The 23,401-nt window shown below is 74.9% G+C and carries 17 protein-coding genes, 4 pseudogenes and 1 riboswitch; of the genes and pseudogenes, 5 read left to right on the forward strand and 16 right to left on the reverse strand.

The genetic code is table 11. The annotated features are described in order from the left end of the window. Positions 1 to 636 precede the first annotated feature (636 nt). Positions 637 to 812: pseudogene (locus tag DFQ13_RS35035) on the forward strand (IS5/IS1182 family transposase); the annotation flags it as partial. A gap of 30 nt (positions 813 to 842) precedes the next feature. On the opposite strand, the pseudogene DFQ13_RS35965 reads toward DFQ13_RS35035, so the two are convergent. The 5 genes and pseudogenes from DFQ13_RS35965 to DFQ13_RS33845 all read right to left on the reverse strand — a co-directional run. Continuing rightward, a pseudogene (locus tag DFQ13_RS35965) lies at positions 843 to 1,301 on the reverse strand (ATP-binding cassette domain-containing protein); the annotation flags it as partial. A gap of 95 nt (positions 1,302 to 1,396) precedes the next feature. After that, positions 1,397 to 1,762 carry an iron chelate uptake ABC transporter family permease subunit gene (locus tag DFQ13_RS35600; protein ID WP_267897656.1) on the reverse strand — a complete coding sequence of 122 codons (366 nt, stop codon included), beginning with the start codon at positions 1,760 to 1,762 and terminating at the stop codon, positions 1,397 to 1,399. 171 nt (positions 1,763 to 1,933) lie between these two features. Further along, positions 1,934 to 2,161, reverse strand: a pseudogene (locus tag DFQ13_RS35605) (iron chelate uptake ABC transporter family permease subunit); the annotation flags it as partial. A 301-nt stretch (positions 2,162 to 2,462) separates the two neighbouring features. Beyond that, a riboswitch (cobalamin riboswitch) is annotated at positions 2,463 to 2,580 on the reverse strand. Positions 2,581 to 2,786: 206 nt separating this feature from the next. Further along, positions 2,787 to 3,011, reverse strand: coding sequence for a hypothetical protein (locus DFQ13_RS33110; RefSeq protein ID WP_146241233.1), 225 nt, complete (start codon positions 3,009 to 3,011; stop codon positions 2,787 to 2,789). A 12-nt stretch (positions 3,012 to 3,023) separates the two neighbouring features. Next, positions 3,024 to 3,197, reverse strand: a complete 174-nt coding sequence (locus tag DFQ13_RS33845) for a hypothetical protein (RefSeq protein ID WP_161784521.1) — start codon at positions 3,195 to 3,197, stop codon at positions 3,024 to 3,026. A gap of 208 nt (positions 3,198 to 3,405) precedes the next feature. On the opposite strand from DFQ13_RS33845, the gene DFQ13_RS14090 reads away from it, so the two are divergent. After that, positions 3,406 to 4,686: an MFS transporter gene (locus tag DFQ13_RS14090; protein WP_233438396.1), complete on the forward strand. Its 1,281-nt coding sequence runs from the start codon at positions 3,406 to 3,408 to the stop codon at positions 4,684 to 4,686. Here the strand turns inward: DFQ13_RS14090 and DFQ13_RS14095 are convergent. Genes DFQ13_RS14095 through DFQ13_RS14130 form a run of 8 tightly spaced genes read right to left on the reverse strand, consistent with a single transcriptional unit; the run spans position 4,628 to position 17,950 of the window. Continuing rightward, positions 4,628 to 5,845, reverse strand: coding sequence for an MFS transporter (locus tag DFQ13_RS14095; protein WP_233438397.1), 1,218 nt, complete (start codon positions 5,843 to 5,845; stop codon positions 4,628 to 4,630). The two genes, DFQ13_RS14090 and DFQ13_RS14095, sit on opposite strands and share 59 nt — an antisense overlap. Continuing rightward, positions 5,842 to 7,014: a cytochrome P450 gene (locus tag DFQ13_RS14100; protein ID WP_110080125.1), complete on the reverse strand. Its 1,173-nt coding sequence runs from the start codon at positions 7,012 to 7,014 to the stop codon at positions 5,842 to 5,844. The genes DFQ13_RS14095 and DFQ13_RS14100 overlap by 4 nt, the downstream gene beginning before the upstream one ends. Then, a complete protein-coding gene (locus tag DFQ13_RS14105) occupies positions 7,011 to 8,015 on the reverse strand; it encodes a beta-ketoacyl-[acyl-carrier-protein] synthase family protein (protein ID WP_110080126.1) in 1,005 nt (334 codons plus the stop codon). Before DFQ13_RS14105 ends, DFQ13_RS14100 begins: the two co-directional genes overlap by 4 nt. After that, positions 8,012 to 9,448, reverse strand: a complete 1,437-nt coding sequence (locus DFQ13_RS14110) for an acyl-CoA reductase (RefSeq protein WP_110080127.1) — start codon at positions 9,446 to 9,448, stop codon at positions 8,012 to 8,014. Before DFQ13_RS14110 ends, DFQ13_RS14105 begins: the two co-directional genes overlap by 4 nt. Next, the gene (locus tag DFQ13_RS14115) at positions 9,448 to 10,827 is read right to left on the reverse strand and encodes a phenylacetate--CoA ligase family protein (protein ID WP_110080128.1); all 1,380 of its coding nucleotides are present in this window, start codon (positions 10,825 to 10,827) and stop codon (positions 9,448 to 9,450) included. The genes DFQ13_RS14110 and DFQ13_RS14115 overlap by 1 nt, the downstream gene beginning before the upstream one ends. Continuing rightward, positions 10,824 to 15,767 carry a type I polyketide synthase gene (locus tag DFQ13_RS14120; protein ID WP_110080129.1) on the reverse strand — a complete coding sequence of 1,648 codons (4,944 nt, stop codon included), beginning with the start codon at positions 15,765 to 15,767 and terminating at the stop codon, positions 10,824 to 10,826. Before DFQ13_RS14120 ends, DFQ13_RS14115 begins: the two co-directional genes overlap by 4 nt. Then, positions 15,764 to 16,336: a cupin domain-containing protein gene (locus DFQ13_RS14125; RefSeq protein ID WP_110080130.1), complete on the reverse strand. Its 573-nt coding sequence runs from the start codon at positions 16,334 to 16,336 to the stop codon at positions 15,764 to 15,766. Before DFQ13_RS14125 ends, DFQ13_RS14120 begins: the two co-directional genes overlap by 4 nt. A 57-nt stretch (positions 16,337 to 16,393) precedes the next feature. Further along, positions 16,394 to 17,950: a class I adenylate-forming enzyme family protein gene (locus DFQ13_RS14130; protein WP_219994412.1), complete on the reverse strand. Its 1,557-nt coding sequence runs from the start codon at positions 17,948 to 17,950 to the stop codon at positions 16,394 to 16,396. Between the two features lie 619 nt (positions 17,951 to 18,569). Between DFQ13_RS14130 and DFQ13_RS14135 the strand changes: the two genes are divergently transcribed. The 3 genes from DFQ13_RS14135 to DFQ13_RS14145 all read left to right on the forward strand — a co-directional run bounded on the left by DFQ13_RS14135 (position 18,570) and on the right by DFQ13_RS14145 (position 21,050). Then, positions 18,570 to 19,784: an acyltransferase domain-containing protein gene (locus DFQ13_RS14135; protein ID WP_110080131.1), complete on the forward strand. Its 1,215-nt coding sequence runs from the start codon at positions 18,570 to 18,572 to the stop codon at positions 19,782 to 19,784. A 48-nt stretch (positions 19,785 to 19,832) separates the two neighbouring features. Next, complete coding sequence (locus tag DFQ13_RS14140) at positions 19,833 to 20,288, forward strand: hypothetical protein (protein WP_052021826.1); 456 nt, start codon at positions 19,833 to 19,835, stop codon at positions 20,286 to 20,288. Further along, positions 20,251 to 21,050 (forward strand): IS5 family transposase gene (locus DFQ13_RS14145; protein WP_407643165.1). Its coding sequence is split into 2 segments (ribosomal slippage): positions 20,251 to 20,592 and positions 20,595 to 21,050, totalling 798 coding nucleotides; the frame shifts between segments, so codons are not numbered across the junction. The genes DFQ13_RS14140 and DFQ13_RS14145 overlap by 38 nt, the downstream gene beginning before the upstream one ends. A gap of 146 nt (positions 21,051 to 21,196) precedes the next feature. Here DFQ13_RS14145 and DFQ13_RS14150 read toward each other — a convergent pair. From DFQ13_RS14150 to DFQ13_RS35970, 3 genes and pseudogenes are all read right to left on the reverse strand, one after another. Continuing rightward, positions 21,197 to 21,988 carry a methyltransferase domain-containing protein gene (locus DFQ13_RS14150; protein ID WP_052021825.1) on the reverse strand — a complete coding sequence of 264 codons (792 nt, stop codon included), beginning with the start codon at positions 21,986 to 21,988 and terminating at the stop codon, positions 21,197 to 21,199. A gap of 101 nt (positions 21,989 to 22,089) precedes the next feature. Beyond that, the gene (locus DFQ13_RS33850; RefSeq protein WP_161784520.1) at positions 22,090 to 22,245 is read right to left on the reverse strand and encodes a hypothetical protein; all 156 of its coding nucleotides are present in this window, start codon (positions 22,243 to 22,245) and stop codon (positions 22,090 to 22,092) included. Between the two features lie 136 nt (positions 22,246 to 22,381). Beyond that, a pseudogene (locus DFQ13_RS35970) lies at positions 22,382 to 22,468 on the reverse strand (IS5/IS1182 family transposase); the annotation flags it as partial. Positions 22,469 to 23,401: the final 933 nt, after the last annotated feature.

Consider the following 23,401-nt stretch of genomic DNA (forward strand, 5'->3'; position numbering starts at 1 on the left):
CAGTGCATACGACCGGCCTCGGACACTTCTCAGTGGGGAATCCGCACAGTTTTGCGTGCTGTACCGAGTGGCACTTTGACACCCGTTTCGGTCTGATCCACCCCGTTCGGGGGTGGTCGTGGTGAGCCCTGATGTGATCCCGCCGTCGGGTTTGCCTCCGAGTCCTGCCCCGTTGTCCCGGCCGGTGCCCGCTGTGGCGGTGTCCGGTGGGGTGGGTCGGCGTACCCCGTTGGTGGCGGTGGCGCAGCCGCGGACGAGTCCGCTGGCCTACGCGATGGCGGCGTTGGACTTCAACAGTGGTGTGAGTTGCGGGACGATGCTGGGCGCCCTGGGGTGGGAGGGTGACACCCGGCTCACCGTCCGCGAGGTCGACGACCACGTTGTGTTCACCACCGATCCCGGCGGTGAACACAACGTGGTCGGGCTTCGTCGGGTGCGGTTGCCGTCGTCGTCGCGGCGACGGTTGGCGGTGCGCCGGGGCGATCAGTTGCTGTTGATCGCCGATTCGTCGTCCGCGACGTTGACCCTGTATTCGCCCGCCGTGGTCGCGGATGTGGTCGCGGCCGCCCACCGGGCGGTGGGCGGTGCGACCGGGGAACGGCGGGCGGGCACGCTGATGTATGCGATGTCGGCGGTGGACGCGCAGGGGCGGGGTCTCAGGAGGACACCGACCGTGCCCACGCCCGCCTGCGCGGCCCCGGCGCCCAACTCAAGAGCGCGTCCTGCGCGAAGTCCGCGTCAGCCCAAGCCGCGTCGGTGGACTGGCCAAAGCCATTCACGTGCTCCAGAACCATGAACCACAGCAGGGTTAAAGGTGAACTGGTGCACGAGGCGCGTGTGGGCTATCCCGCTGGCGTTTCCCGCCCGGCATAGGTCTTGAGTTTTCGCGGGAGGTCGATTCTGCAGGCCACGTGTGGGTTCGTCTGACCGAGGGAGGTGCGTTGGGCGGTGATGAGCACTGCGCGCCAGTCGGCGGTGCTCGAGCGCATCGAGCACCGCCGCAGCCGGAGCGAGGCGAGCACACTCCACCAGATCGCTGCCGATGGCACCAAGCCGTCGAGCTGCACCCGAGCCGCGCGCCACCTCGAACCCGGTGGACATGGCGGGATGACCTCAATCACCAGGCCTGTCACCGTTGACCAGCAGGGTCTGCCCCCTACCCGGAACTGCGGGACCGCCCGCGCGGGCGGGCAGCCGGTGCAGGTCCTCCCCGCCACCAGCACCCGCCCGGCCCGCGGCTTGGCGATCCCGGCCAGCGCGCGCAGCAGCGTCGACTTGCCGCTGCCGTTGGGTCCGACGACGCCGACGACCTACCCGGCCGCGAGGTCGAGGGCCACCTCGGTGAGCATGGTCCGACGGCCGATGGCGCAGGTCAGCGCCACCGCCTCGATGCCGCTCACGAGCCGAACCGGTAGCGGTGCCTGCCCAGCAGCGCGAGGAAGGCCGGGGCGCCGATGAGCCCGAAGACCACGCTCAGCGGGATCTCCGTGGGACACACAGCGATGCGGATGACCACGTCGACCCACACCAGGAACACCGCCCCGAGCACGGCCGCGACCGGCAGCAGCGCGCGGTGCCGCGGCCCGACGAGCAGCCGGGCGGCGTGCGGGACGACCAACCCGACGAACCCGATGCCGCCGGAGACCGCGACCAGCACGCCGACCAGGACGCCCAGCGCCACGAACAGGGTGATTCGCACCTGCCGCACGGGGACGCGACCGCCGAGGCGGTCTCCGGCCCGATCAGCAGCGCGTCGAGCCACCGGCTGCCCAGGAGCATCAGCACCCCGACCACCGCCACGATGGCGGCTGGGAGGACCAACTGCTGCCACCCCGCGCCCGCGAGGCTGCCCAGCAGCCAGAGCCGCGGCCGGGTTGGGGCTGCGGAAGACGAGGAAGCCGGCCAGCGCGGAGAACGCCGAGCCGAGCACGGTGCCGGTCAGCACCAGCCGCAGCGGGGTCAGCCCGCCCTGAGCGGTGGCCAAGCCGAACACGACCAGCGCCGCCGTCAGCGCCCCGGCGAGCGCGCCCGCGGTCAGGGCGTAGCCGCCCGCGGAGGCGAACAGCCCCATGGTGAGCACCGCCGAGGCGCCCACCCCGGCGCCGGAGGACACGCCGAGCAGGTACGGGTCGGCGAGCAGGTTGAGCACCAGGGTCTGCACGCCAACGCCAGCCCGGCGGCCACCAGGACGGCCAGCAGCACCCGGGGGCGCGGAACTGCCGGACGATCGTGTCCGAGACCAGGTCGGTGGTGGCGCAGCCGCAGGTGCGGGCCCGGAGCACCCGGGCCACCGAGCCGAGGGGGAGCTGCTGCGCGCCGAAGGCGGTGAACACCACGACGCTCAGGCCGAGCAGCGCCACCAGGACGAGGACGGTGGCGCCGACGCGCAACCTCACCGGGGAGGCGCTGGGCAGCGGGAACCGCGGTCGTCGTCCATCAGCGTCTCCTCGGGGCTGGCGCGGCCCGGGTGCACAGCGACAGCGAGGGTCTGGCTCCCGGTCGTCTTCGACGACCGGTCACAGTGGCGCGACCGCTCCGGTTTCCCACCGGATTCCCTCGGCTGTCGGCGACAGCACAAGCACGCCCCCGCGCCCGCCCCGCACCCCGTCGCCCCGGTTCACGGTCGGTGAAGACAAGAGCTCGGTTCAGCCAGGGACCTGGGTCGACAGCGCGAGGAGCACGAAGACGACCAGGACCACGAGCGTGAGGCTGAACGCGAGGCCCACCAGCCCCGCGATTCCGGCGCCGCGGGCGGCCGACCGGCTGGGCTCGGGCAGGAACCGGCCTCAGCCGAAGCCGGTGAGCGCGGTCGCCAGCGAGACGGCGGTGTGGGCGGCGAAGTACGCGTCCGCGAGCGCGCCCCCCGCGTGGGCGATCAGCAGGGCCACCTGCGGTGCGGCGCCGACCAGGAACCCGGTGGCGGTCGGCCGGGTGGACGGCGTCGGGGCGGGGTGGTGAACGGCTGTGCTTTCCGCATACCCAGCGTCGCGGCGCGGGGGCGGTGGCCCCATCCGCAGGACTGCTCAGCCGCGGTTCGGCAGGTTCGTGATCCCGACGGCCATCATGACCGCCAGCGCGATTCCCAGCGAGAAGCGGCGGACCTCTTGCGCCGGGGTGAGCGCGGCCAGCAGGCCCACGACGACGGCGACCCCGGCGCCGGTCGTGGCCACGTCTCGGTGCTTGCCGCGAACGCCCATGCGCCCAGTCTGCTGGGGGTCGACCGAGTCGGCGGGTCAGAAGTGGACGCGAACGGTGGAAAGGACAATCGCCACCGCGACTACCGGAGTGGCGGTCGGCAGCGGGTGGTCCGACCCGGTGGGATGACTGGCCCACCGTGGTTCAATAGATCCGTTTTGTTACTTTTGCCCAGTTCAGGAGGGACTCGGCGTGTCGGGGAGCACCGTGGTGCGAACGCCCAGGCGGGTGGCGTTCGCGAGCGCGATCGGGACGACGATCGAGTGGTACGACTTCTACCTCTACGCCACGGCCTCAGCGCTGGTGTTCAACAAGGTGTTCTTCTCCTCGGTCGACCCGGCGACCGGGACGCTGGCGGCGTTCGCGACGTTCGCGGCCGGGTTCGGCGCGCGGCCGATCGGCGCGGTGGTCGCCGGGCACCTCGGCGACCGGATCGGGCGCAAGGCCGTCCTGGTCGGCGCGCTGCTGCTGATGGGCGGCGCGAGCACGCTGATCGGCCTGCTGCCCACCTACGCCACGATCGGCGTGCTCGCGCCTGCGCTGCTGGTCGTCCTGCGGACGCTGCAGGGGCTCGCGGTCGGCGCGGAGTGGGGCGGGGCGGCGATCCTGACCGTCGAGCACGCGCCGCCGGGCAGGCGCGGCTGGTTCGGCGGCTTCACCCAGATCGGCTCCCCGGCGGGCATGCTGCTGGCGACGGGCGTGTTCTGGATCACCCGGACGGCAGCCGGGCCCGAGGCGTTCCTGGCGTGGGCGTGGCGGCTCCCCTTCCTGCTCAGCGTCGTCCTGGTCGGCGTCGGCCTGGCGGTGCGGTTGCGGCTGCGGGACGCTCCGGAGTTCCAGCGGTTGCGCGACCAGGGCGGGGTCGCCCGCCTGCCGGTCCTGGAGGTGCTGCGCGCGGCGCCGGTCCCGGTCCTGCTGACGACGGGCCTGCGGCTGTCGCAGATCGGCCTCTACGTCATGCTCACCACCTACGGCCTCAGCTACATCTCGGCCAACCTCGGCGAGGACAGCGACGCAGGCCTGATCGCGGTGGTGGTGTCCTCAGCCGTGTCGATCGGCACGACCCTGGTGTGGGGCGGGCTCACCGACAGGTTCGGGCGCAAGCGGCCCTACCTGTTCGGAGCCGTGGGCGCCGTCGCCGCGCTGGCGTTGTTCTTCCTCGCCGTCGACACCGGGTCCACCGTGCTCATCGTGCTGGCGGTGGTGCTGGCCACGAGCGTGTTCTTCGACGCGATGGCCGCCGGGCAGCCCGCCTGGTTCTCCGAGCTGTTCCCGCTGCACCTGCGCTACAGCGGGGTGTCGCTGGGCTACCAGATCGGGTCGGTGCTCGCGGGCGGGTTCACGCCGCTGATCGCCGCGGCGCTGGTGCTGGCGGGCGACGGGCGGCCGTGGTGGGTGCTGCTGTACTACGCGGGCCTGGCGGCGGTGACGATCACGTGTGCCGCGCTGGCCCGGGAGACGGCGTTCGAGGAGCAGCTCGACCGGACCTGACCAGCAGGGCCAGCCCCGCGCCGAGCGCGGCGACCACCCCCTGCGCGGTGAACAGCGACTCGACGCCCGACCCGGCCGCCACGAGCAGCCCGACGACCAGCGGCCCGGCGATCCCGCCGAGCCGCCCGAAGCCGGTGCACCAGGCCACGCCCGCCCCGCGCACGGCGGTGGGGAACGTGGCGGTGGCCAACCCGATCACCAGGATCTGCGTCCCGGTCGTGCCCAGCCCCACGACCGCGACCAGCACCGGCACCACGGCGGCGGGGGGCTGCGAGCCGATGAGGAGCATGCCCGCGCCGCCGAGCCCGAAGCAGCCCGCCACCACCCGCCGGGGCCCGAACCGCTCCGCCAGCGGCGAGGCCAGCAGCGCCCCGACGACCGCGCCGCCGTTGAGCACCAGCAGCAGCACCAGCGACCCGCGCGAGCCGAACCCGGACCGCCCCATCAGTTCCGGCAGCCACGTGCTCAGCGCGAACACCAGCAGCAGCCCGATTCCGCTCACCACTCCGAGCAGCACCGCCGGCAGCAGCGTCGGACCGGTGAACAACCCGGCGAACCCGGACCGCCCCCGCTCCCGCCCGCGCCACGCAGGCGACTCCGGCAGCCGCCACCACGCCAGCGGCAGCAACACCACCAGCGGCAGCGCCCCGATCCAGAACAGCCCCCGCCAACCGATCGTGTCCAACAGGGACAGTGCGGCGACCGTGCCGAGGACGCTGCCGAGCGGGATACCGCAGTAGGCGACCGTCGTGCAGAGCTGCCCGCGCCCCGGCGGCGCCAGCTCGGACACCAGCACCCCGGTCGTCGCCACGACGACCCCGATCCCGATGCCGGTCACCAGCCGCCACGCCCCGAACGCCTGCGTCGACGAGGTCAGCGCGGTCGCGCCCATGCCCACGGAGAACCACGCGTACCCGCCCAGCAGCACCGGCCGCCGCCCCCACCGGTCCGACACCGCGCCCGCGGCGAGCGCACCGACCAGCACCCCGATGAGCGCGTAGCTGCCCAGCGCACCGGCCGCCGCGGGGGTCAGCGCCCCGATCTCGCCTGGCGAGCGCAGGAACAGTGGCACCAGCGCGCCGTAGACGACCAGGTCGTACCCGTCGAACACCAGCCCGGCCGCGCCCAGCGCGACCGGCCAGGCCAGGCCGTTCCTCACGCGCCCCACCGCACCGGCAGCGCGGCCAGGTTGAGGTGGCGACCGTTGGCGTAGTGCCTGCGCACGGGCCCGTCGAGGGTCATCGGCGGCGCGGCGGCCAGCTCGTCGAGCACGGCCACGATCTGCCTGCGGCCGAGCTGGGCGCCCAGGCAGAAGTGGATGCCCTGGCCCAGCGACAGGTGCCGGGCCGGGCCCCGGTCGAGCCGGAACGCCTCCGGGTCGTCGAACCGCTCGGGGTCGCGGTTGGCCGCGCCCACGGCCAAGAGCACCCGCGACCCGGCCGGGATGGTCGTGCGCCCCACCTCGACCTCGCGCGTGGTGACCCGGCTGCCGTGGTCGACGGGCGCGTCCAGCCGCAGCGACTCGTCCACGGCGGCCGGGCGGGCGCCCGGGTCTCGCGCGAGCCGGGCGGCCAGGTCCGGGTCCTGGGCCAGGCGCCAGAGCAGGTGCCCGGTGGTGTTCATCGTGGTCTCGTGCCCGGCGATGGCGAACGCGACGAGCATGACCCGCAGCTGCTCGTCGGTGACCGGCGCGCCGTCGACCTCGGTGCGGACCAGCTCGGCCAGGTAGGTGCCGTCGTGGTCGCGGCGGGCGCGGGCGATCTCGGCGTCGAGCAGGGCGGCGAACTGCGGCCAGAACTGCCCGCCGGTGGCCATCCTCGACCACGTGGTGCGGGTCAGCTCCAGGATCTCGCCGCGGGCGGCGTCGGAGAACCCGATGGTGGTGGCCAGCACCGCCAGCGGCAGCGTGGTCGTCAGCTCCGCCACCAGGTCCGCCGACCCGCGCGCCACCAACGGCCGCACGACCTCGGCCGCGAGCCGGTCGATGCGCGGCTCCACCGCGCGCACCGCCGCCGCGGCCAGCGCCGGGCGCATCAGCGAGCGGAACGCGGTGTGCTCTGGCGGGTCGTACTCCAGCGGCGCGAACCTGGGCTGGTCGGCGCCGCGCGGGAAGAACACGCCCTGCGCCGACGAGAACGTCCCGTGGTCCTTGAGCGCGTCGAACACGTGCCGGTAGCGGGCCAGGACCCACAAGCCGCCGTGCGCCGCGGAGTGCACGGGCTCGCCGACCTCGCGCAGCCGCCGGTGCACGGCCACGGCCACCTCGGGGGTGAACTCGGGGTCGTGGTGGTCGAAGCGCGCGACGAGCCGGTCGACGGTGCCGCTCACGCGGGTCGCTCCACGACCACGGCCGTCCAGGTGTACCCGCCGCCGCCGTTGAAGACCGCGGCCTTCTCCCCCGGGCCGAGCAGGGTGGTCAGGTCGGCGAGGTTGGCGAGCAGGTCGCCCGCGCCCAGGTGCCCGGTGTGCTCGCCGCGGTCGAGGACCTCGGCGGTGGTGATCTCGCCGAACACCGGCCGGTAGAGCTCGTAGGTCAGCCGCCCGATCCGGGGCAGCAGCAGGTGGCGCAGGTCGTCGAGGGCGACGCCCGCGCGCTCGGCGGCCTCGGTGACGACCTGCTTGGCCTTGCCGGTGGCGGTCTCGGTGAACGCCTCGCGGGTGTGGGCGGCGAAGAACGCCTTCTTGGTGCGGGCCAGGTCGATCGGGGCGCCCTGGTCGTAGCGGCCGGTGCTGAACGGGTCGTCGCCGCGGTGCATGCCCTCCAGCCGCGGGGCCGAGGCGCTGGCGATCCCGAGCAGGCGCAGCGCGTCCGCGGGCCCGGGCGCGGCGGCCAGGACCATCGCGGTGCCCGCGTCGGCGTGCACCAGGCCGCGGTCGGAGCGCCAGCGGTCGAAGCCGGGCAGGCAGAAGCGGTCGCCGGTGGTCACCACGGCCAGGCCGTCCCGGTGGGCGTGCAGCCAGCTCGCGGCGAGCTCGGTCGCCGCCGCCCCGCCGTTGGAAAGCTGCCGGACGCCGACGGGGAGCGCGTCGCCCGCGCCGACCTGGTCGGCGATGTAGTGCGGGGGCGACCACAGGTCGTGGCCCTGGTACTCGGTCCAGGCGTGCAGCAGCAGCCCGACCCGCGCGGGGTCCACACCGGACTCGGCCAGCGCGGCGCGGGCCGCGTTGGCGGCGAGGACGGGGCCGGGCAGGTCGGGTCCGGCGACGGGGATGGACGAGTAGCCGGACCGCTCGAGGTCCTGCTCGGTCATCCGGCCGTCGGCCAGGGCCTCGGCCAGGGTCTCGCGGGTGTCGGGCAGCCAGGTCGAGACGGCGCGGACGCAGATCACGGGTCCTCCTCGCGGTGCGGCGGGAACACGATGTCGAGCGGGTCGGACCCGGCGGGCAGGTGCTCGTCGGTGACCCACCGGACCAGGCGGCGGGCGGGCTCGAACCCGTCCTGCGGCAGCGCCGGGTGCACGCTGACCGCGCAGCCCAGCTCGACCGTGCGCTGCACCCCGACCAGTGGGAGCACCTCGCGCAGCCGGTGGCGCAGGGCTGCCGGGTACACCCCGACCGTCTGGGTGGTGGCGTCGAGGTGCCGGGCGGCGTCCTCGGCGGTCTCGACGGGGACGATGTTGGCCACCCGCCCGGCCAGCGACCCGGCGAAGCCGACCGGCTCGTCGAGGTGCGAGACGATCACCGCGCCCTCGTCGGCCTCGCCGCCGACGACGGTGTGGAAGCCGCCCGCGCGCAGCGCGCGCAGGCCTGCCCGCAGCTCGGTGTCGATCCGCCCCGCCGCGGTGGACACGGTGGGCGGCAGCTCTCGCAGTTCCGCGTAGACGCGGCGGGCGAGGTCTTCGGCGGCCCCGGTGTCGCACACGGCGTAGACGACCCGGGCGTTCACGCAGCCGACCTGGTTGAACGCGCCCACGTCCAATGCCAGCCTGCGGGCGACGTCGTCGAGCGCGGCAGGCTCGAACGCCTCCGGGCCGAGGATGGTCGCGCTCAGCTTGGGGTCGAAGGTGACCAGCTCCAGGCCCGGCTCCAGGTAGCGCACGACGTGCTTGACCGAGGCCATCCCGCCCCAGGCCACGATCTTGTCGAACGCGGCCGGGTGGTAGAGCCGCCGTTCCAGCGCCTCGTCGCCGCCCTTCCAGTAGGCCACCGACACCGCGCGGGTCAGTGGGTGGCCCGGGGCCATGTCGATCATCGTGCGGGCCAGCGCGACCATCGTCAGCGGGTCGTTGGACGGGGTCTTGACGACCGCCTCGCCGCGCGTGACGGCCGTGCGGACCAGGGTCATGGCCGCGATCAGCGGGCTGTTGCCCGCGATGACGTGCGCGGACCGCACGCCGAACGCGTGCACCGCGCCGACGCGGCCGTCCGCCATCCGCCGCTCGGGCCAGCCGGTCAGCACGTCACGACCGATCGCGGCGACGACCTCCTCGGTGGCCTCGCGGGCGAACAGGCCGGGCAGCAGCCGGTGGTTCGAGCGGACCAGCCCCGGCGGGGTGTCGGCGAGCCCGGCCGACCTCTCGACCGCCTCGTCCAGGTGCCCGTTGTCGACGAGCCTGGCCCCCAGCTCGGCCAGGTAGTCGAGGACCTCGTCGAGGTCGAGCGCGGCGAGTTCCCGGCTCAGCGCCAGGTTCCGCCTCCCCAGGCGTGGCACGACCGCGGCCGGGTCGGCGACGGCGAAGCCGGTCTCGCCGCGACCGCCGAACTCGACCAGCGGGCCCTCGACCAGCTCGCCGCGGACGACGGCGGGGACCGCCAGGGCCATCAGGACCCCCCGCTCAGGTGGTCCAGGGCGGCGCGGTGGGCGGAGTCGGTCGCCGCGCAGTTGATCTTGTCGACGTCGCCGACGTCCTTGAGCCGCCGGATGCCGTCGTGCACCTGCGGGGTGGACCGCCCGCACGCGCAGGGCTCATAGGCGACCGTGATCCGGTCCTCGGACCGGAAGCCGCCCCAGTGGGTGCGGGCGAGCAGGTCGAAGAACGCGCCCCGCCCGGTCTGGGTGCCGGTGCGCGGCAGCGGCTCGTCGGTGGCCGGGTCGAGGACGAACGCGACCGTCCACGGCTCCAGGTGGTAGCGGCCCTCGCCGCACATCGGGTGCAGCGCGGTGGTCTCGGTCATCGCGTAGATGTGCTGCAAGCGGTCGGCCCCGGTGAACCGCAGCACCCGGTCCTGCCAGTCGTCGGGCATGTGCGCGCCCTTGGTGCCCCCGCCCGGCTCGATGAGCGAGTCGGCGGCGAACAGGCCGTCGAGGCCGCGGTCGAGCCCGGCCGTCGCCACCTGGTGCAGCGTGTTCCAGGTGTTCATCAGGTACACGCGCCGCCCGCGCAGGGTGTCGGCGAGGCGCTCGACGAACCCGGGCATGGCCGCCTCGGACTCGCGGCGCAGCACCTCGAACTCCTCGCGGCGGGCCAGCAGGTCCGGGTCGGCGTCGACGTCCTCGCCGCGGGCGCGGGCGGCGGCGATCTGCCCGGCGAGCAGCATGACGTCGGCGCTCATCCGGCCCGGGTGCATGGCGTGCACGTTGTCCTCACCGCCCGCCACGTGCTCGGCGAGGGCGTCGGCGCAGCGCATGATGCCGCTGCGGCCCCCGCGGATCATCGGCCACACCACCGGCACCGGGTCGCCGCCGCCGCGCACCCTGGCGCCGACGACGGAGAACATGGCGTCGACCTCGCTGTGGGTGTGCGGGACGAACGACATGGTGCCCGAGGTGACCGACGAGTGCTGGACCCGCAGGTCGGTGCTGGCGTCCAGGTCGGCGAGCCAGTCGTCGATGGAGGTCGCCGCCGACGCCCGCGCGCCGGAGAGGTCCACTGTGGTCAGTCGGCTGAGCCAGCCGGTGAGCACGTCGAACCGCTTGCGGCGCAGCAGCGAGGCCGGGTAGGACTTGTAGACCTCCGGGGAGAACAGCAGCGGGATCGCGTCGCCGAGGGTCTCGATCGCCTCGACGCCGGTGTCGGCCACCATGGCGTCGAGCACCGCCAGCCCGCCGCGCAGGTCGGCGAACCGCCGCCGCAGGGCCGCAAGCTGCAGGTCGGCCAGCTCGGTCTGCCCGAGCCGGTGCAGCGCGCGGTAGTCCCCGCCCGCCCAGGCCAGCGGGTCGTCGGCGAAGAGCTCCTCGGTGGTCGCGGTCTGACTGCTCACGTGTCGTGTCCTTCCGGTGGTGCGACCCTGCTCGCCAGGTGGGCGCCGATGGCGGCGGTGGTCGGGTGGTTCCACAGCAGGGTGGGCGCGAGCGCGACCCCGGTCAGCCGCTCGAGCCGGACCCGCAGCACCGCGCCGAGCAGCGAGTCGACCCCCTGCTCGCCGAGCGCGGCGTCGGCGTCGAGGGAGTCCGGGTCGACGCCGAGGACCGCCGCGGCGCACGCGGTCGCGCGTGCGGTCAGCTCGGCGGTCAGGTCGGCGCCCGTGAGCCCGGTCCAGCTCGGCGCGTCGCCGTCCTCCGCCGGGGGGTCGATCTCCAGCGCGGCCAGCAGCGGCGGGCGCGGGCCGGGGTGGTCGGTGCGGACGGGCAGCACCGCGACCGGCCCGCCGCCGAGGTCGTGCCGGGCGGCCAGGACCCGGTCGAGCGCGGCCAGCGACCGCTCCGGGGTGAGGTCGGCGCTGCCGCGCGCGTCCAACTCGACGTCGGTGGCGGCGGCCGAGGTCGCCATGCCCAGCCCCCGCCAGGAGGTCCAGGCGATGGACACGCACCCGGTGTCGCCCCGCGCGCGGCGCTGGGCGGCCAGCGCGTCCAGGAAGCCGTTCGCGGCGGCGTAGGCGGCCTGGCCTGGCAGGCCGAGCAGCGGTCCGACCGAGGAGAACAGGACCAGGAAGTCCAGCTCCGGGAACAGCTCGTCGACGACCTTCGCGCCCTCGACCTTGGCGTGCAACACCACCCGCAGGTCGTCCTCGGACAGCTCGACCGCCGGGGCGCTGCGCACCTGGCCCGCGGCGTGCACGACGCCCCGGACCGGCGGCACGGGCAGGTCGGCCAGCGCGGCGCGCACGGCCGCGGGGTCGGTGACGTCGGCGGCGACCGCGAACACCGTGGCCCCGGCCCCCTCGATGGCCCGCACGGCGCGCACCACCGGGTCGTCCTCGGCGGCCCCGCGCGGGGGCAGCGGGGTGCGGCCGAGCAGCACGAGCCTGCGCGCGCCGCGCTCGGCCAAGTGCGCGGCGACCGCGAGGCCGACCGCGCCGAGGCCGCCGGTCACCAGGTAGGTGCCGTCCGGGCGGCACGCGGGCGCGGCGCCGGACGAGCGGCCCAGCGGCACGGCCCTGGGAGCCGTGGCGCCCCCGGTGTCGAGGGTGAGCACCGGCTCGGCGCCGGGACGGGTCAGGTGGCGCAGCAGCCGGGGCGCGGCATCAGGGGTGCGCAGGTCGAGCACGCCGCCGAAGGTGTCGGGGTGCTCGGTGGCCAGGACCCGGCCGACCGCGGTGATGTGCCCGCCGCCGACGGCCCAGACCCGCTGGCCCGGCCGGGCATCGCGGACCGCCCGGATGAGCGCCAGCGTCGACTCCGCGGGGTCCTGGCTGGTCGGGACCAGGACGTGCGCGGCGTCGACGGCGATCTCCGCGCCTGCCGCCCGCAGCGCGGCGGCCAGCCCGGGGTCGGCGACGGCCACCCGGCGGACCGCGTCGGCGGGGTCGTCGACCGGGGTCGGGCGGATGTCGAAGACGGTCTCGCCCAGCTCCGGCCGGGACTCGGCCGCGCCCTCGGGCTCGGCGTAGCGCAGGCCGGTCAGCCGCGCCAGCGGCACGCCGTCCTCACCGAGCACCTCGACGTCGACGGTGAACGGCCTGCCCCGGTCGAGCGCGGCGACGACCACGGCCCGGTCCGGCGCGGTCCCGGCGACGGCGAGGGTGTCCAGGGACGCGGGCATGCGCAGCGCGGGCGGCCCGTCGAAGACGACCGACGCGGTGGACAGCGCGGCGTCGAGCAGCGAGGCCCAGCCCCGGTGGCGCAGCACGCCCTCGGGGTCGGCGTCGACCTCGGCGACCAGCAGGCCCTCGCCCCTGGTCAGCTTGTCGACCCGCCACGGGAAGCCCATCGCGGCCACGCCCAGCTCGGCCAGCCGGTCGACGACGCCCGCGGCGTCCACCGGCTCGTCGGCGTCCCGGTCGAGCACCCGGCGCGGCTCGGCGTCCAGGGCGCGGGCCGAGGAGTGCACCGCCCAGTCGCCGCCGGGCAGCCGGGAGGCGATGCGCAGCGCCGTGCCCTCGCGGACGACCTGCAGCTCGCGCGCGGGGTCGTCCTCGCCGGGGACGACAACGGGCCGGTGGAGCTCCACATCGGACAGACCGGTGGCTCCCCCGGCCGCCAGGTAGGTGAGCAGCGTGACAGCGGCGGGGACGATCTCGGTGCCCAGCACCGGGTGGCTGCCGGGGTAGGGGCGGGTGCGGGTGTGCAGCGTCGTGGTCCACACCCCGGCGGCGACGCCGTGCACGTCGGTGCCCGCGCCGAGCAGGGTGTTCGGCGGTCCCGGCCGGGTCGGCGACGGGCGCTCGACCCAGAACCGGCTGTGCTGCCAGGCGACCCCGGGCAGCCGCACCCGCCTGCCCGCCGGGATGTCGAGGTCCACGCGCACGCCCCGGCAGTGCAGCGCGGCGGCGGCCGACGACAGCATCGCGGCCTCGGGCCGGTCGCGGCGCAGGCTGGGGACCACAGCGCCGTCCGTGACGCCCTCGGCCGCCAGGGTCTCGGTGATCGAGTGCGCGACGACGGGGTGGGCGGAGACCTCGAGGAACGTGCGGTGCCCATCGGCGACGGCCGCCTGGACGGCCTGGGCGAACCGGACGGGGTCGCGCAGGTTGGCCGCCCAGTAGGCGGCGTCCTGCGGGTGGCCGCCGCGCGGGTCGGCCAGCGCGGTCGTGTACAGGGTGGTCCCCGGCCGCGCCGGGGTCAGGTCGGCGACGGCGACGGCCAGTTCCCTGGCGAGGTCGCGCATGTGGTCGGTGTGGAACGCGACGTCCGAGTCCACCCGGCGCACGGTCCGCCCGGCGGCGGTCAGCGCCGCCGCGGCCAGGGCGACGGCGTCGGCGTCACCGGCGGCGACGGTGGAGTGCGGGGAGGCGGAGATCGCGGCGGTGACGCCCGCGAAGTCGGCGACGGCCTCGGCGCACTCGTCGAAACCCAGGTCCACCAGGAACATCGCGCCCCGGCCCTGCGCGCGCGGCAGCAGCGCGGACCGCCTGCACACCAGCCGGGCGCCTTGGGCCTCGGTCAGCGACCCGGCGGTCACCGCCGCCGCGATCTCGCCCACCGAGTGCCCGATGACCGCCGCCGGGCGCAGCCCCCGCGCCCGCCAGGAGGCGGCCAGCCCCAGTTGCACCGCGCACAGGGCCGCCTGGACGCGGTCGACCCCGCCCAGGTCGTCGGCGGTGATGACCTCGCGCGGCGTCGTGCCCAACTCGGCTTGGTAGACCGGTCCGAGGCGGTCGATGACCTCGGTGAAGTCGGGGTCGACGTCCAGCAGCCCCCGGCCCATCCCGGCCCACTGCGCGCCGTGCCCGGAGAAGACCCACACGGCCCCGCCGTCGCGGGCGGAGCCGGTCACGACCGCGTCCGCGCTCGTGCCCTCGGCGATGGCGGTCAGCCCGGCCCGGAGGGCGTCGGTGTCCGCGGCGGTGATCACGGCCCGGTGGCGCAGGTGCGCGCGGGCGGTGGCGAGGGTGAAGGCGGTGTGCGGCAACGGGTTCGCCTCGACGGCGTCAGCCAGCCGACCGGCCTGCGCGCGCAGCGCGGCCGGGGATGCGGCGGACAGGGCGAAGTGCGCGGGCGCGTCCAACTCGGCCGCGGCGGGCGCCGCGAGGGGATCGCCCTCCTCGAGGACGAGGTGGGCGATCGTGCCGCCGTAGCCGTAGCTGGCCACCCCGGCGCGGCGCGGGTGGCCGGGGTCCGGCCAGTCGACGCCCCGCACGACCGGTTCCAGGCCGGATGCCCGCCACGGCACGTCGGAGCGCGGCCGGGTGACCTGCGGGGTGGCGGGGACCCAGCGGTGGCGCAGCGCCAGCACCGCTTTGATCATCCCGGCGACGCCCGCCGCGGCCTCGGTGTGGCCGATGGTGGCCTTCACCGACCCGACCCGGCACACCGGGCGGTCGGCGGGCCGGGCCAGCACGCGGCACAGCGCGCCCGCCTCCACCGGGTCGCCCGCGGGCGTGCCGGTGCCGTGCGCCTCGACGTAGCCGACCGTGGCCGGGTCGACGCCCGCGGCGGCGTAGGCGGCGCGCATGAGGTCGGCCTGGGCGTCGCCGCTGGGGGCCATGATGCCCTCGGTGCGCCCGTCCTGGCGGACCGCGCTGCCGCGGATCACCGCGAGCACGTCGTCGCCGTCGGCACGCGCGTCCGCGAGGCGCTTGAGCACGACGACGCCGCAGCCCTCGCCGCGGCCGTAGCCGTCGGCGGCCTCGTCGAACGGCTTGCTGCGCCCATCGGTCCCCACGGCCCCGGCCTCGGTGAGCACCGCGGTCAGGCCGGGCCCGGTCATCAGCATGACCCCGCCCGCCAGCGCCAGCCGCGTCTCACCCGCCCGCAGCGCCGCGCACGCCGAGTGCACCGCCACCAGCGACGACGAGCACGCCGTGTCCACCGCCACGCTCGGCCCACGCAGGTCGAGCGCGTGCGACACCCGGTTCGGCACCCCGCACGGCGACGCGCCGATGCCGGTCCACGGGGTGATCCCGGGCAGGTCCTCGAGCAGCCTGCGCCCGTAGTCGTCGGTGCCGACGCCGAGGAAGACCGCGGTGTCCGTCCCGGCGAGCGAGGTCGGCGCGACACCCGCGTCCTCCAGCGCCTCCCAGGCGACCTCCAGCGCGGTGCGCTGCTGCGGGTCGAGCTGCTCGGCCTCGCGGGCGGAGATGCCGAAGAACGCCGCGTCGAAGCCGGTGACGTCGTCGCGGAACGACCCGCGGGCCACGACCCGGTCCAGCGCGGCGGCCTGCTCGCGGGACTGCTCGGCGTAGGCGCGCCACCGGTCCGGCGGCACCGGCCCGGCGGTGGTCTCCCCCGCCAGCAGCAGCCGCCACAGGTCGTCGGCGGAGTCCACGCCGCCCGCGAACCGGCAGCCCAAGCCCACGACGGCGATCGGGTCGGGGGTCACGGCGCGACACCGACGCACGTCGCGCACGGGCAGTGCGGGCAGCCCTCGGCGTGCAGCTTGGCCGGGGCCAGGGCGGTGACCGCGCAGATCAGGCAGGTCAGGTCGCCATCGGGGGCGATGACCTCCTCGTAGGGCACCGGGGCCATCCGGTTCTCGTGGTCGACGGGCATGTGCGGGGAGCCCACGGCCAGGATGACGTGGTCGGTGATGGCGCCAACGGCGTGCGGGACGTCGCCTTCGATGAGGTAGGTCTGTCCGGCGTTGGTCTCGTAGACCTTGCCGCCGTAGGTGATCGTGCCGATGCCGCCGACGACGGTCAGCACGTGGTGGCCGGGGTGGGTGTGCGGCTGGAAGCCGCTGCCCGCGGGCAGCCGGATCAGGTCCGCTCCGATCGCGCCGATCGTGGCCAGCTCCCGGCCGGTCGCGCCGACCGCGCCGTGCATGGCCGAGGGCAGCGGGCCGTGGGCGACGCGCAGGGTGGTGCGCTCGTCGTCGAGTTCGGCGTCCGCCCAGGTGACGATGTTCAGCGCGGGGGCGCTGGTGCGGGGTGGGCGGGTCTCGTGCGGCACAGTGGCTCTCCGTTCTTCGGCGGGGTCGAGCGGGGAGGTGCTGGCGGGGCTGGGCCGTCACCGGGCCCAGACGACCCCGCCCAGGTCGTGGCGGCCCGCGCGCAGGGCGCTGGTCCCGACCGCGTCCGCGTCCGCGCGCAGCGCCTCGACCAGGTCCCAGCGGCCGGGGCCCGGGCCGTGCGGGACGACCAGCAGCTCGCCGGGGGCGCGGCGCGGGTCCGCCGGGTCGGCCACGCGGACCGGGCCGGTGTGGTCGAGACGCCGCACGACCTCGTCGGCCAGGCGCGCGCGGGCCGCCTGCGCGGCGGCCCGCAGGGTGGCCGTCCCGCCGGGGTCGAGCGCGCGGTTCCACCGGCTCGGGTTCTCCCGGCCCGCCGCCAGCGCCCGGCCCATGGCCGTGCGCTGCGGCTTGCCGGTGGCGGTTGCGGTGAACGCGCCGAACGCCAGGGCGGCGGGGCGCAGCGGGCCGTTCTCGGCGATGGCGCGGGCGGCGGCGATGGTGCCCGCGTCGGTGTCGGCGGTGACGAGGCCGATCTCGTGGCCGAGGGTGTCGTCCGGCACCGGGACGGCGGCGAACCGGCCGGGCAGCCCCGCCTCGCGCCAGGTCCGCTCCACCTCCAGCGGGTAGTGCTTCTCGCCGCCGCGCTCGATGCGCTCGCTGCGGCGGCCGGTGAGCACGAGCAGGTCGCCGCGCCGCGCGCCGAGGTCGCCGGTGCGCAGCCAGCCGTCCGGGGTGAGCGCGGCGGCGGTGGCCTCCCGGTCCTCCCAGTAGCCGCGCATCCGGTCCGCGGAGCGGATCCAGACCTCGCCTGCCTCCAGCCGCAGCTCGGTGCCGGGCAGCGGGGCGCCGACCGGCGGGTAGTGGTCGAGGTACTCCGCCACCCAGTGCTCCGGGCCGGGGTGCGGTGTGGTGAAGGAGAAGTTGACCAGCTCGGTCAGCCCGTAGCCCTGGCGCAGCCTCGGCCCGTAGCGCGCGTGGAAGCGGCGGGCGAGGTCGGCGGTGAGCGGGGCGGCGGCGGTGATGAGGTAGTCCAGGCTCTCGGGCCACGGCGGCGCGGAGTCGAGCAGGTCGGGCAGCATCGCCGGGACGATCGAGGCCGTGCGCACCTCCTTGGCGCGCAGGTCGGCGAAGTAGGCGGCGGGGTCGAACCCGGGGTGCAGGACCAGCGGCGTGCCGGTGGTGCGCGTGCCCACCAGGGACATGACCAGCGCGTTGCAGTGGTAGAGCGGCAGGCAGGTCGCGTGTGGACGGTCGGGCGCGAAACCGTGCAGGGCCGCTGTTTTGGCGGCGTTGCCCAGCACCGCGGCCCTGGGCAGCATCACGCCCTTGGGAACACCCGTCGAACCGGAGGTGAACATGATCAGCGCGAGGCCGTCCGCGTCGGGGTGCTCGTGCGGCAGGCCGGTGGTCTCGACGCCGCCCGGGGTGATCACGGCGGAGGCTCGCACGCGGCGCACGACCTCGGCGACGCGTGACGGCGGGGTGCGCGGGTCGAGCGGGACGGCGACCAGCTCGCGGTCGAGGCAGCCGAGCAGCAGCTCGGCCAGCCGGTCGCCGCTGGGCAGCGCGAGGACGACGCGGGCGCCTGCGGGCAGGTCGGCCGGTGGGGACACGGTCGACTCCTCCGGATTCCGCGCGGGCGTCGGGGAAACGCGACCGGCGCATTCGGGGTGCACGGGGACACAATGGGGGAAATAACCGGGAATGAAACGGGATGGCGATGGTGTCGTACCACCCGAGCGGTCGAGGGAAAGCCCAGCGCACCACCGACCGAGCCGCCCCACCTCCCGAGTGGACGCTGCCGACACCGACAGCGTCGATAGTACATATCCGGCAAATCAGACGCTACCCAGTATCTGGATTGGCGAGACGCTCACCACCGACTTCCCAGCTCACAGCGCTTCCCACCAACCTGGGCCGACCCCGGCGCGCGTCCTCGACCCGAGACCGGGCAAGATCATCCTCGCCGGTGCCGCCCACCCGGATGGACCACGACGGCGGTCCGGCAAATCGATGTCGAACTATTACCGGAACATCACACCCGACCGCTAGGTTGAAGTCCGGTCCGACGCCACCGCGCCCCGCGCCACGAGCAGTGAGGACGATGCCGGAACCCGCCGCACCGCATTCCCCGTACCCCCCGACCCGTTCCGGGAATCGGCGTCGATTCCGCCGCGCCCCCACCCGCACCCTCGTCCCGCTGGGCGGCCGCGCCCGGGAAGGAGTCCCCGCATGAGCGTCCCGCTGCTGCTCAGCGCACCCACGTCGGCCGAACTGGTGGCCCAGGCGGAATCGCTGTCCGGCGACCTGCCCGCCCTGGGGCGAGCCCTCGCCGCGCGCGCCCGCCCCGAGCACCGGTTCCGCACGGTCCTGCTCGCGCACGGGCCCGACGACCTGGCCGCCGCGCCCGCCGCCGCCGCCGCGTGCGCGCCCCTGCCCGAACCCGGTCCCGTGGCGTTCCTGTTCTCCGGGCAGAGCAGCCAGCGCATCGGCATGGGCGCCCGACTCGGCCTGGAGTTCCCGCAGGTCGACGCGGCGGTGGCGCGGGTGTGCGCGCGGGTCGACCCGATGCTCCCCACCCCGCTGCGGTCGGTCGTCGCGGGCGCCGCCGAGGGCCTCGACGACTGCGCGTTCGCCCAGCCCTCGTTGCTGGGCCTGGGGATCGGCCTGTTCGAGCTGCTCACGACAGCCGGGCTGCGGCCGGACGTGGTGACCGGGCACTCCTTCGGCGAGTACGTCGCCGCCACCGCCGCCGGGGTGTGGTCGCTGGAGGACGCGGCGGCCGTCGTCACCAGCCGGGGGTTGCTGCTCGACGCGCTGCCGCCCGGCGGCGGGATGATCGCCATCGAGGCCCCGGAGGACGTCGTCGCCCCCGCCCTGGCAGGCACGGCGGCGTCGGTGTCGGCCGTGCACGACACGTCGTCGGTCGCGATCGCCGGGCCGCTGGAGGAGATCACCGCCATCGCCGACCGCTTCGCCGCGCGCGGCGTGCGCACCAACCGCGTCGGCGTCGGCAACGCCTACCACTCCCCCGCCGTCGACCCGGCCATGCCCGCCCTGGCCGCCGCCATCGCCGCGGTCCCCGGCCGCCCCGCCGCGATCCCCCTGGTCGGCAACTCCACCGGCGACCTCGTCCCACCCGGCGACGCCGCGACCCCCGACCACTGGACCCGGCACTGCCGCCTGCCGGTCCGCTGGTCCTCCATCATGGAGACCCTCCGGGCCCGGGGCGTCGGCACGTACGTCGAGGTCGGCCCCAGCGGCGTGCTCAGCAGGCTGGCGGCCCGCTGCCTCCCCGCCGACGAGCAGGACCGGGTGGTCCCCGCCCTGCAGGCCGAACCGGACGAGACCACCGCCTTCCTGACCGCGCTGGCGCGGTTGGACGCGCGCGGCCACCGGATCGACTGGCAGGCGGTCTTCGCCGCGTCGACGAGCCTGCGGGCGTAACTCGACATCCCCGAGTCGCTTCAGCCGGCCGCCCTTCATCGGGTGGCCATGACCGACGTTGAGGGCCCAACCTACGAATACAGGTTGTGGTGCACCCCCGAACACCAGCTTGCCGAGGCCGTCGGCAGATGGTTCGACGACATGTGCACCTGGGTGGAGGTGGTGACCGGCCAGGACCTCGCCCCCCGTCACCGCGTTCACGACGTGGAGCCGGTCGGTGCCGGGCTCACATTCATCGAGCCGCCCGACGACGAGGCTCTGCGCCTCACGCTCACCACACCTCGTGTTCTGCCACTTCACGCGCAGCAATGGGCTGGCATTCTCGGGTTCGTTCGTGATGGCAAGAAGCCGCCCCTCAACGAGATGTTGAGCCGTGACGCGCGAGCGGCGCACAGCCGCAACGCCAGTCGGCGCGTGATCATCGATGCCGCCACTGCGCTGGAGATCGTCTTCGGTCGGCACGTCCGTGAAAGCGCCGATCAACTGCCTGAGAAGCCCGGATGAGTCGTGGGTGTTGGTGGAGCCGTTGGTCCCGGGGTTCGCTGTCCGTCCGCAGGGTGGTGGGACCGCGCCGGTGGGTGATCGGGCGGTGTTCACCGCGATCGTGTTCGTGCTGACCAGTGGGTGTGCGTGGCGGATGTTGCCGTCGTCGTTCGGGGTGACGGTGCCGACCGCGCACCGCCGGTTCACCGACTGGACGAAGGCCGGTTCGTTGGGGCGGATTCACCGGGCGGTCCTCGACGAACCCGGGACGGCCGGGTTGATCGACTGGTGCCGGGCTGTTGTCGACGCGGCGACGGTCCGGGCGAAAGAAGGGGATCGCTGACCGGCCCGAATGCGGTCGACCGGGCCAAGAGGAGGTCGAAGATCCACGTCCTGACCGACCGGGCCGGGTTGCCCCTGGTCGTCGAGGTGTCCGCGGCCAACCTCAACGACCATCTCGCCCGGCGAACCCTGGTCCGGGCGGTCCCGGCGGTGCGCCGGCGAGGCGGCAGCCGCCGGTTCCGCCCGGACAAGCTCCACGCGGACAAGGCCTACGACGTGAAAGAACTGCGTCGATGGCTCATCGACCGCGGCGTCATGGTCCGCATCAGCCGCCGCGACATCGACACCTCCGACAAACTCGGCAGGTACCGCTGGGTCGTCGAACGCACCCTCGCCTGGCTCACCAACGGATACCGGCGCCTCAGCGCCCGCTGGGAACGCCACGCCCGCAACTGCCCCGGCTTCGCCACATTCACCTGTTTCAAGAAACCACCCACATGAGACACACCCCTGGCGTTCGTGTTGCGTCACTCGCGAAACCGCCCTCGGCAGGGGATCGCGCGTGCCCGCCCTCCGCCGGCCGACGCGAAGCGCGCTCTGGACGCGGCGCGACGCGCGGCCGAGCGGACCGGGCCGGAGCCGGTCGCCTAGGCGGGCTTGCCTGCCGACACCACGAACAGCGCGGGCACCGCGAGGAACGTGCCGTCCGCGCCCCGCCGCCGCGCCTCGGCGGTCAGTGCCTCGGCCTCGGCCGCGGTGATCGCCCCGGTCTGCTGCGCGATGGCCAGCCCCGGCCCCGGGTACAGCGGCCACACCACCTCCGGGTCGGTGTGCACCGGCGAGTACGGCTGGACCTCGACATCGACGAAGCCGGCCGCGCGCAGCGTGTCGGCCGCGCGCACGCCGGAGCGGCCGTTGGCCAGGTTGTCCGACGACGCGGCCAGCACGGCGCGAGCGGCGCGCGGGTGGTCGGTGGCCACCGACATCGCGTCGGAGTCCAGGTCGACGAGCACGACCCGGCCGCCGGGGCGCAGCACCCGGTACGCCTCGGCGGCGGCGCGGTCGGGGTCGTCGAGGTGGATGTAGACGCGCTCGGAGTGGTACCAGTCGAGCTCCCCGTCGCCCGCGGGCAGCGCGTAGGCGTCGCCGACGCGGAAGTCGTGCCCCGGGTTGAGGCGCTCGGCCTCGGCCACCATCGCCGCGCTCAGGTCGACCCCGAAGGCCGTCAGCCCGCGCGCGGTCAACTGCGCCACGACGGTGCCCCGCCCCGACCCCACATCCACCCCGCGGCCCGACCCCAGCCGGGCGTAGCTCAGCTCGCGCAGCCGCACCGTCTGCGGCATCGCGTCCAGCCGCTGCAAGAGGTCGACGAACACGGCCGGGTCCGCCGCCTGGTCGACATCGGTGAACTCGGCCAAGTTCTCGTAGGTGTTCTCCATGTCGCCAGTCAACACCAAACCAGACTTATCGGGCGCTTCCCACCCTGGGACGCACCCGGGCGGCCGCCTCCTCCACCGTGCAGCGCACCGTCCCGGTCTGCTCACCGGCGCACCACCGCGCTGTGCTCGCGCCACAGCCGCAGCCCCCGGCGCAGCAGCGGCGGCACCGCCTTGCGCGACTCGGCCACGTCCCCGGCGAACCGGCGGGCGAACGTCCGGGCCGCGCTGGGCGCGAGCACCAGCGCCTCACCCAGCACCCGGCCCGCTCGCAGTCGGGCACGATCCGGTCGGCGAACAGCCCCTCGGCCACGAACACCGGCGACCCGCCCCGCGACCGCGGGCTCGACCCGACCCCGCGGTCGACGCCCGTACTCGTGGACCGGCACCTCAGCGGCGCCGGTATCCGTTGGTGAGCCAGGCGAGGGTGCGTTCGACGACCCAGCGGTACCTGCCGACCCGCAGACCGCCTCGGGCGACACGTCCCGAGCCCCTTTTCCCGACAGTCGACCCATCCATAGTGTTCGCTGACCACACAACAACACGTAAGCCGCAATACGCGAGGCGATCGCCACCCGCTGCTCAGCCACCGTCTCCACCGGCGCAGCCCGATGACGCAGCAACCCACCCCCTCCTCCAGGAACCCCTCCTCATCGAAATCGAACAGTGGGTCCACCCCGTCACCGCTCCGGCGCGGACGAAGCCACCTCTCGGCCCGGGCACCAAATTCCAATCAGCTCACCACTGTCCACTCATCGCACATACACAGTCGATATCAGCCCCGACACGCCGAGCAGGAGCAGTGGCGCCAATCAAGAGTGCGCAACCCTTCCGAAGAGCCCGAGCGGGACCCCACCCAGCACCGAATTGCTCGACAGCCGGAGCGTGCGAGCGACGCCGCCGAGCAACGCCGCCGAAGGCTCTGCGGGCTGGCACGCCCGAGCGCCACCGCAGGAGCTGAAGCGTCGAGCATCGTCACATCCGGCCCGACCTCCGTCCGCGTTGGGCGTCCGACTGCCCGACCTGAGGCTTGATCGCGTCGTGTGCAGCACCCCGCGAGAGCGACCTGCCATTGCCTGCCGGCCCGGTCCCCGGCCCGGCCCGCCGAACGACGGGAGTCCACCGGGTACACGGCCCCGGTGCGCGGGACCGCCAGGACAGCGGCGGCTTGGGCGGCGCTCAGCTCGTCCGTCGTCTCAGCCGCCGCGGCGGACGGGGTGACCAGACAGACGCCTACGACGCCCGCGCCGAGCGCGGCGGTGAACTGCCTCCGGTTGGTGGTCATGGCTTTCCTCCACGGTTGTGCGGTCCAGGGGCGAAGGTGTAGGGGTGGTTGCGGCTGGCAGTGGGCAGCGGGCCGGTGAACGCCTCGGCGTCCAACGCGATCCCGAGCTGCGCCGCCACCGCCGCCGCAGC

It is taken from the genome of Actinokineospora spheciospongiae (assembly GCF_003182415.1).
GTDB classification, from domain to species: domain Bacteria; phylum Actinomycetota; class Actinomycetes; order Mycobacteriales; family Pseudonocardiaceae; genus Actinokineospora; species Actinokineospora spheciospongiae.

Coding starts and splice junctions, on each gene's coding strand:
- DFQ13_RS33110 (WP_146241233.1), bottom strand. CDS start 3,011: ATGGGGCCACCGCCCCCGCGCCGCGACGCTGGGTATGCGGAAAGCACA.
- DFQ13_RS33845 (WP_161784521.1), bottom strand. CDS start 3,197: ATGGGCGTTCGCGGCAAGCACCGAGACGTGGCCACGACCGGCGCCGGG.
- DFQ13_RS14110 (WP_110080127.1), bottom strand. CDS start 9,448: ATGGCCCTGGCGGTCCCCGCCGTCGTCCGCGGCGAGCTGGTCGAGGGC.
- DFQ13_RS14135 (WP_110080131.1), top strand. CDS start 18,570: ATGAGCGTCCCGCTGCTGCTCAGCGCACCCACGTCGGCCGAACTGGTG.
- DFQ13_RS14140 (WP_052021826.1), top strand. CDS start 19,833: ATGACCGACGTTGAGGGCCCAACCTACGAATACAGGTTGTGGTGCACC.
- DFQ13_RS14150 (WP_052021825.1), bottom strand. CDS start 21,988: ATGGAGAACACCTACGAGAACTTGGCCGAGTTCACCGATGTCGACCAG.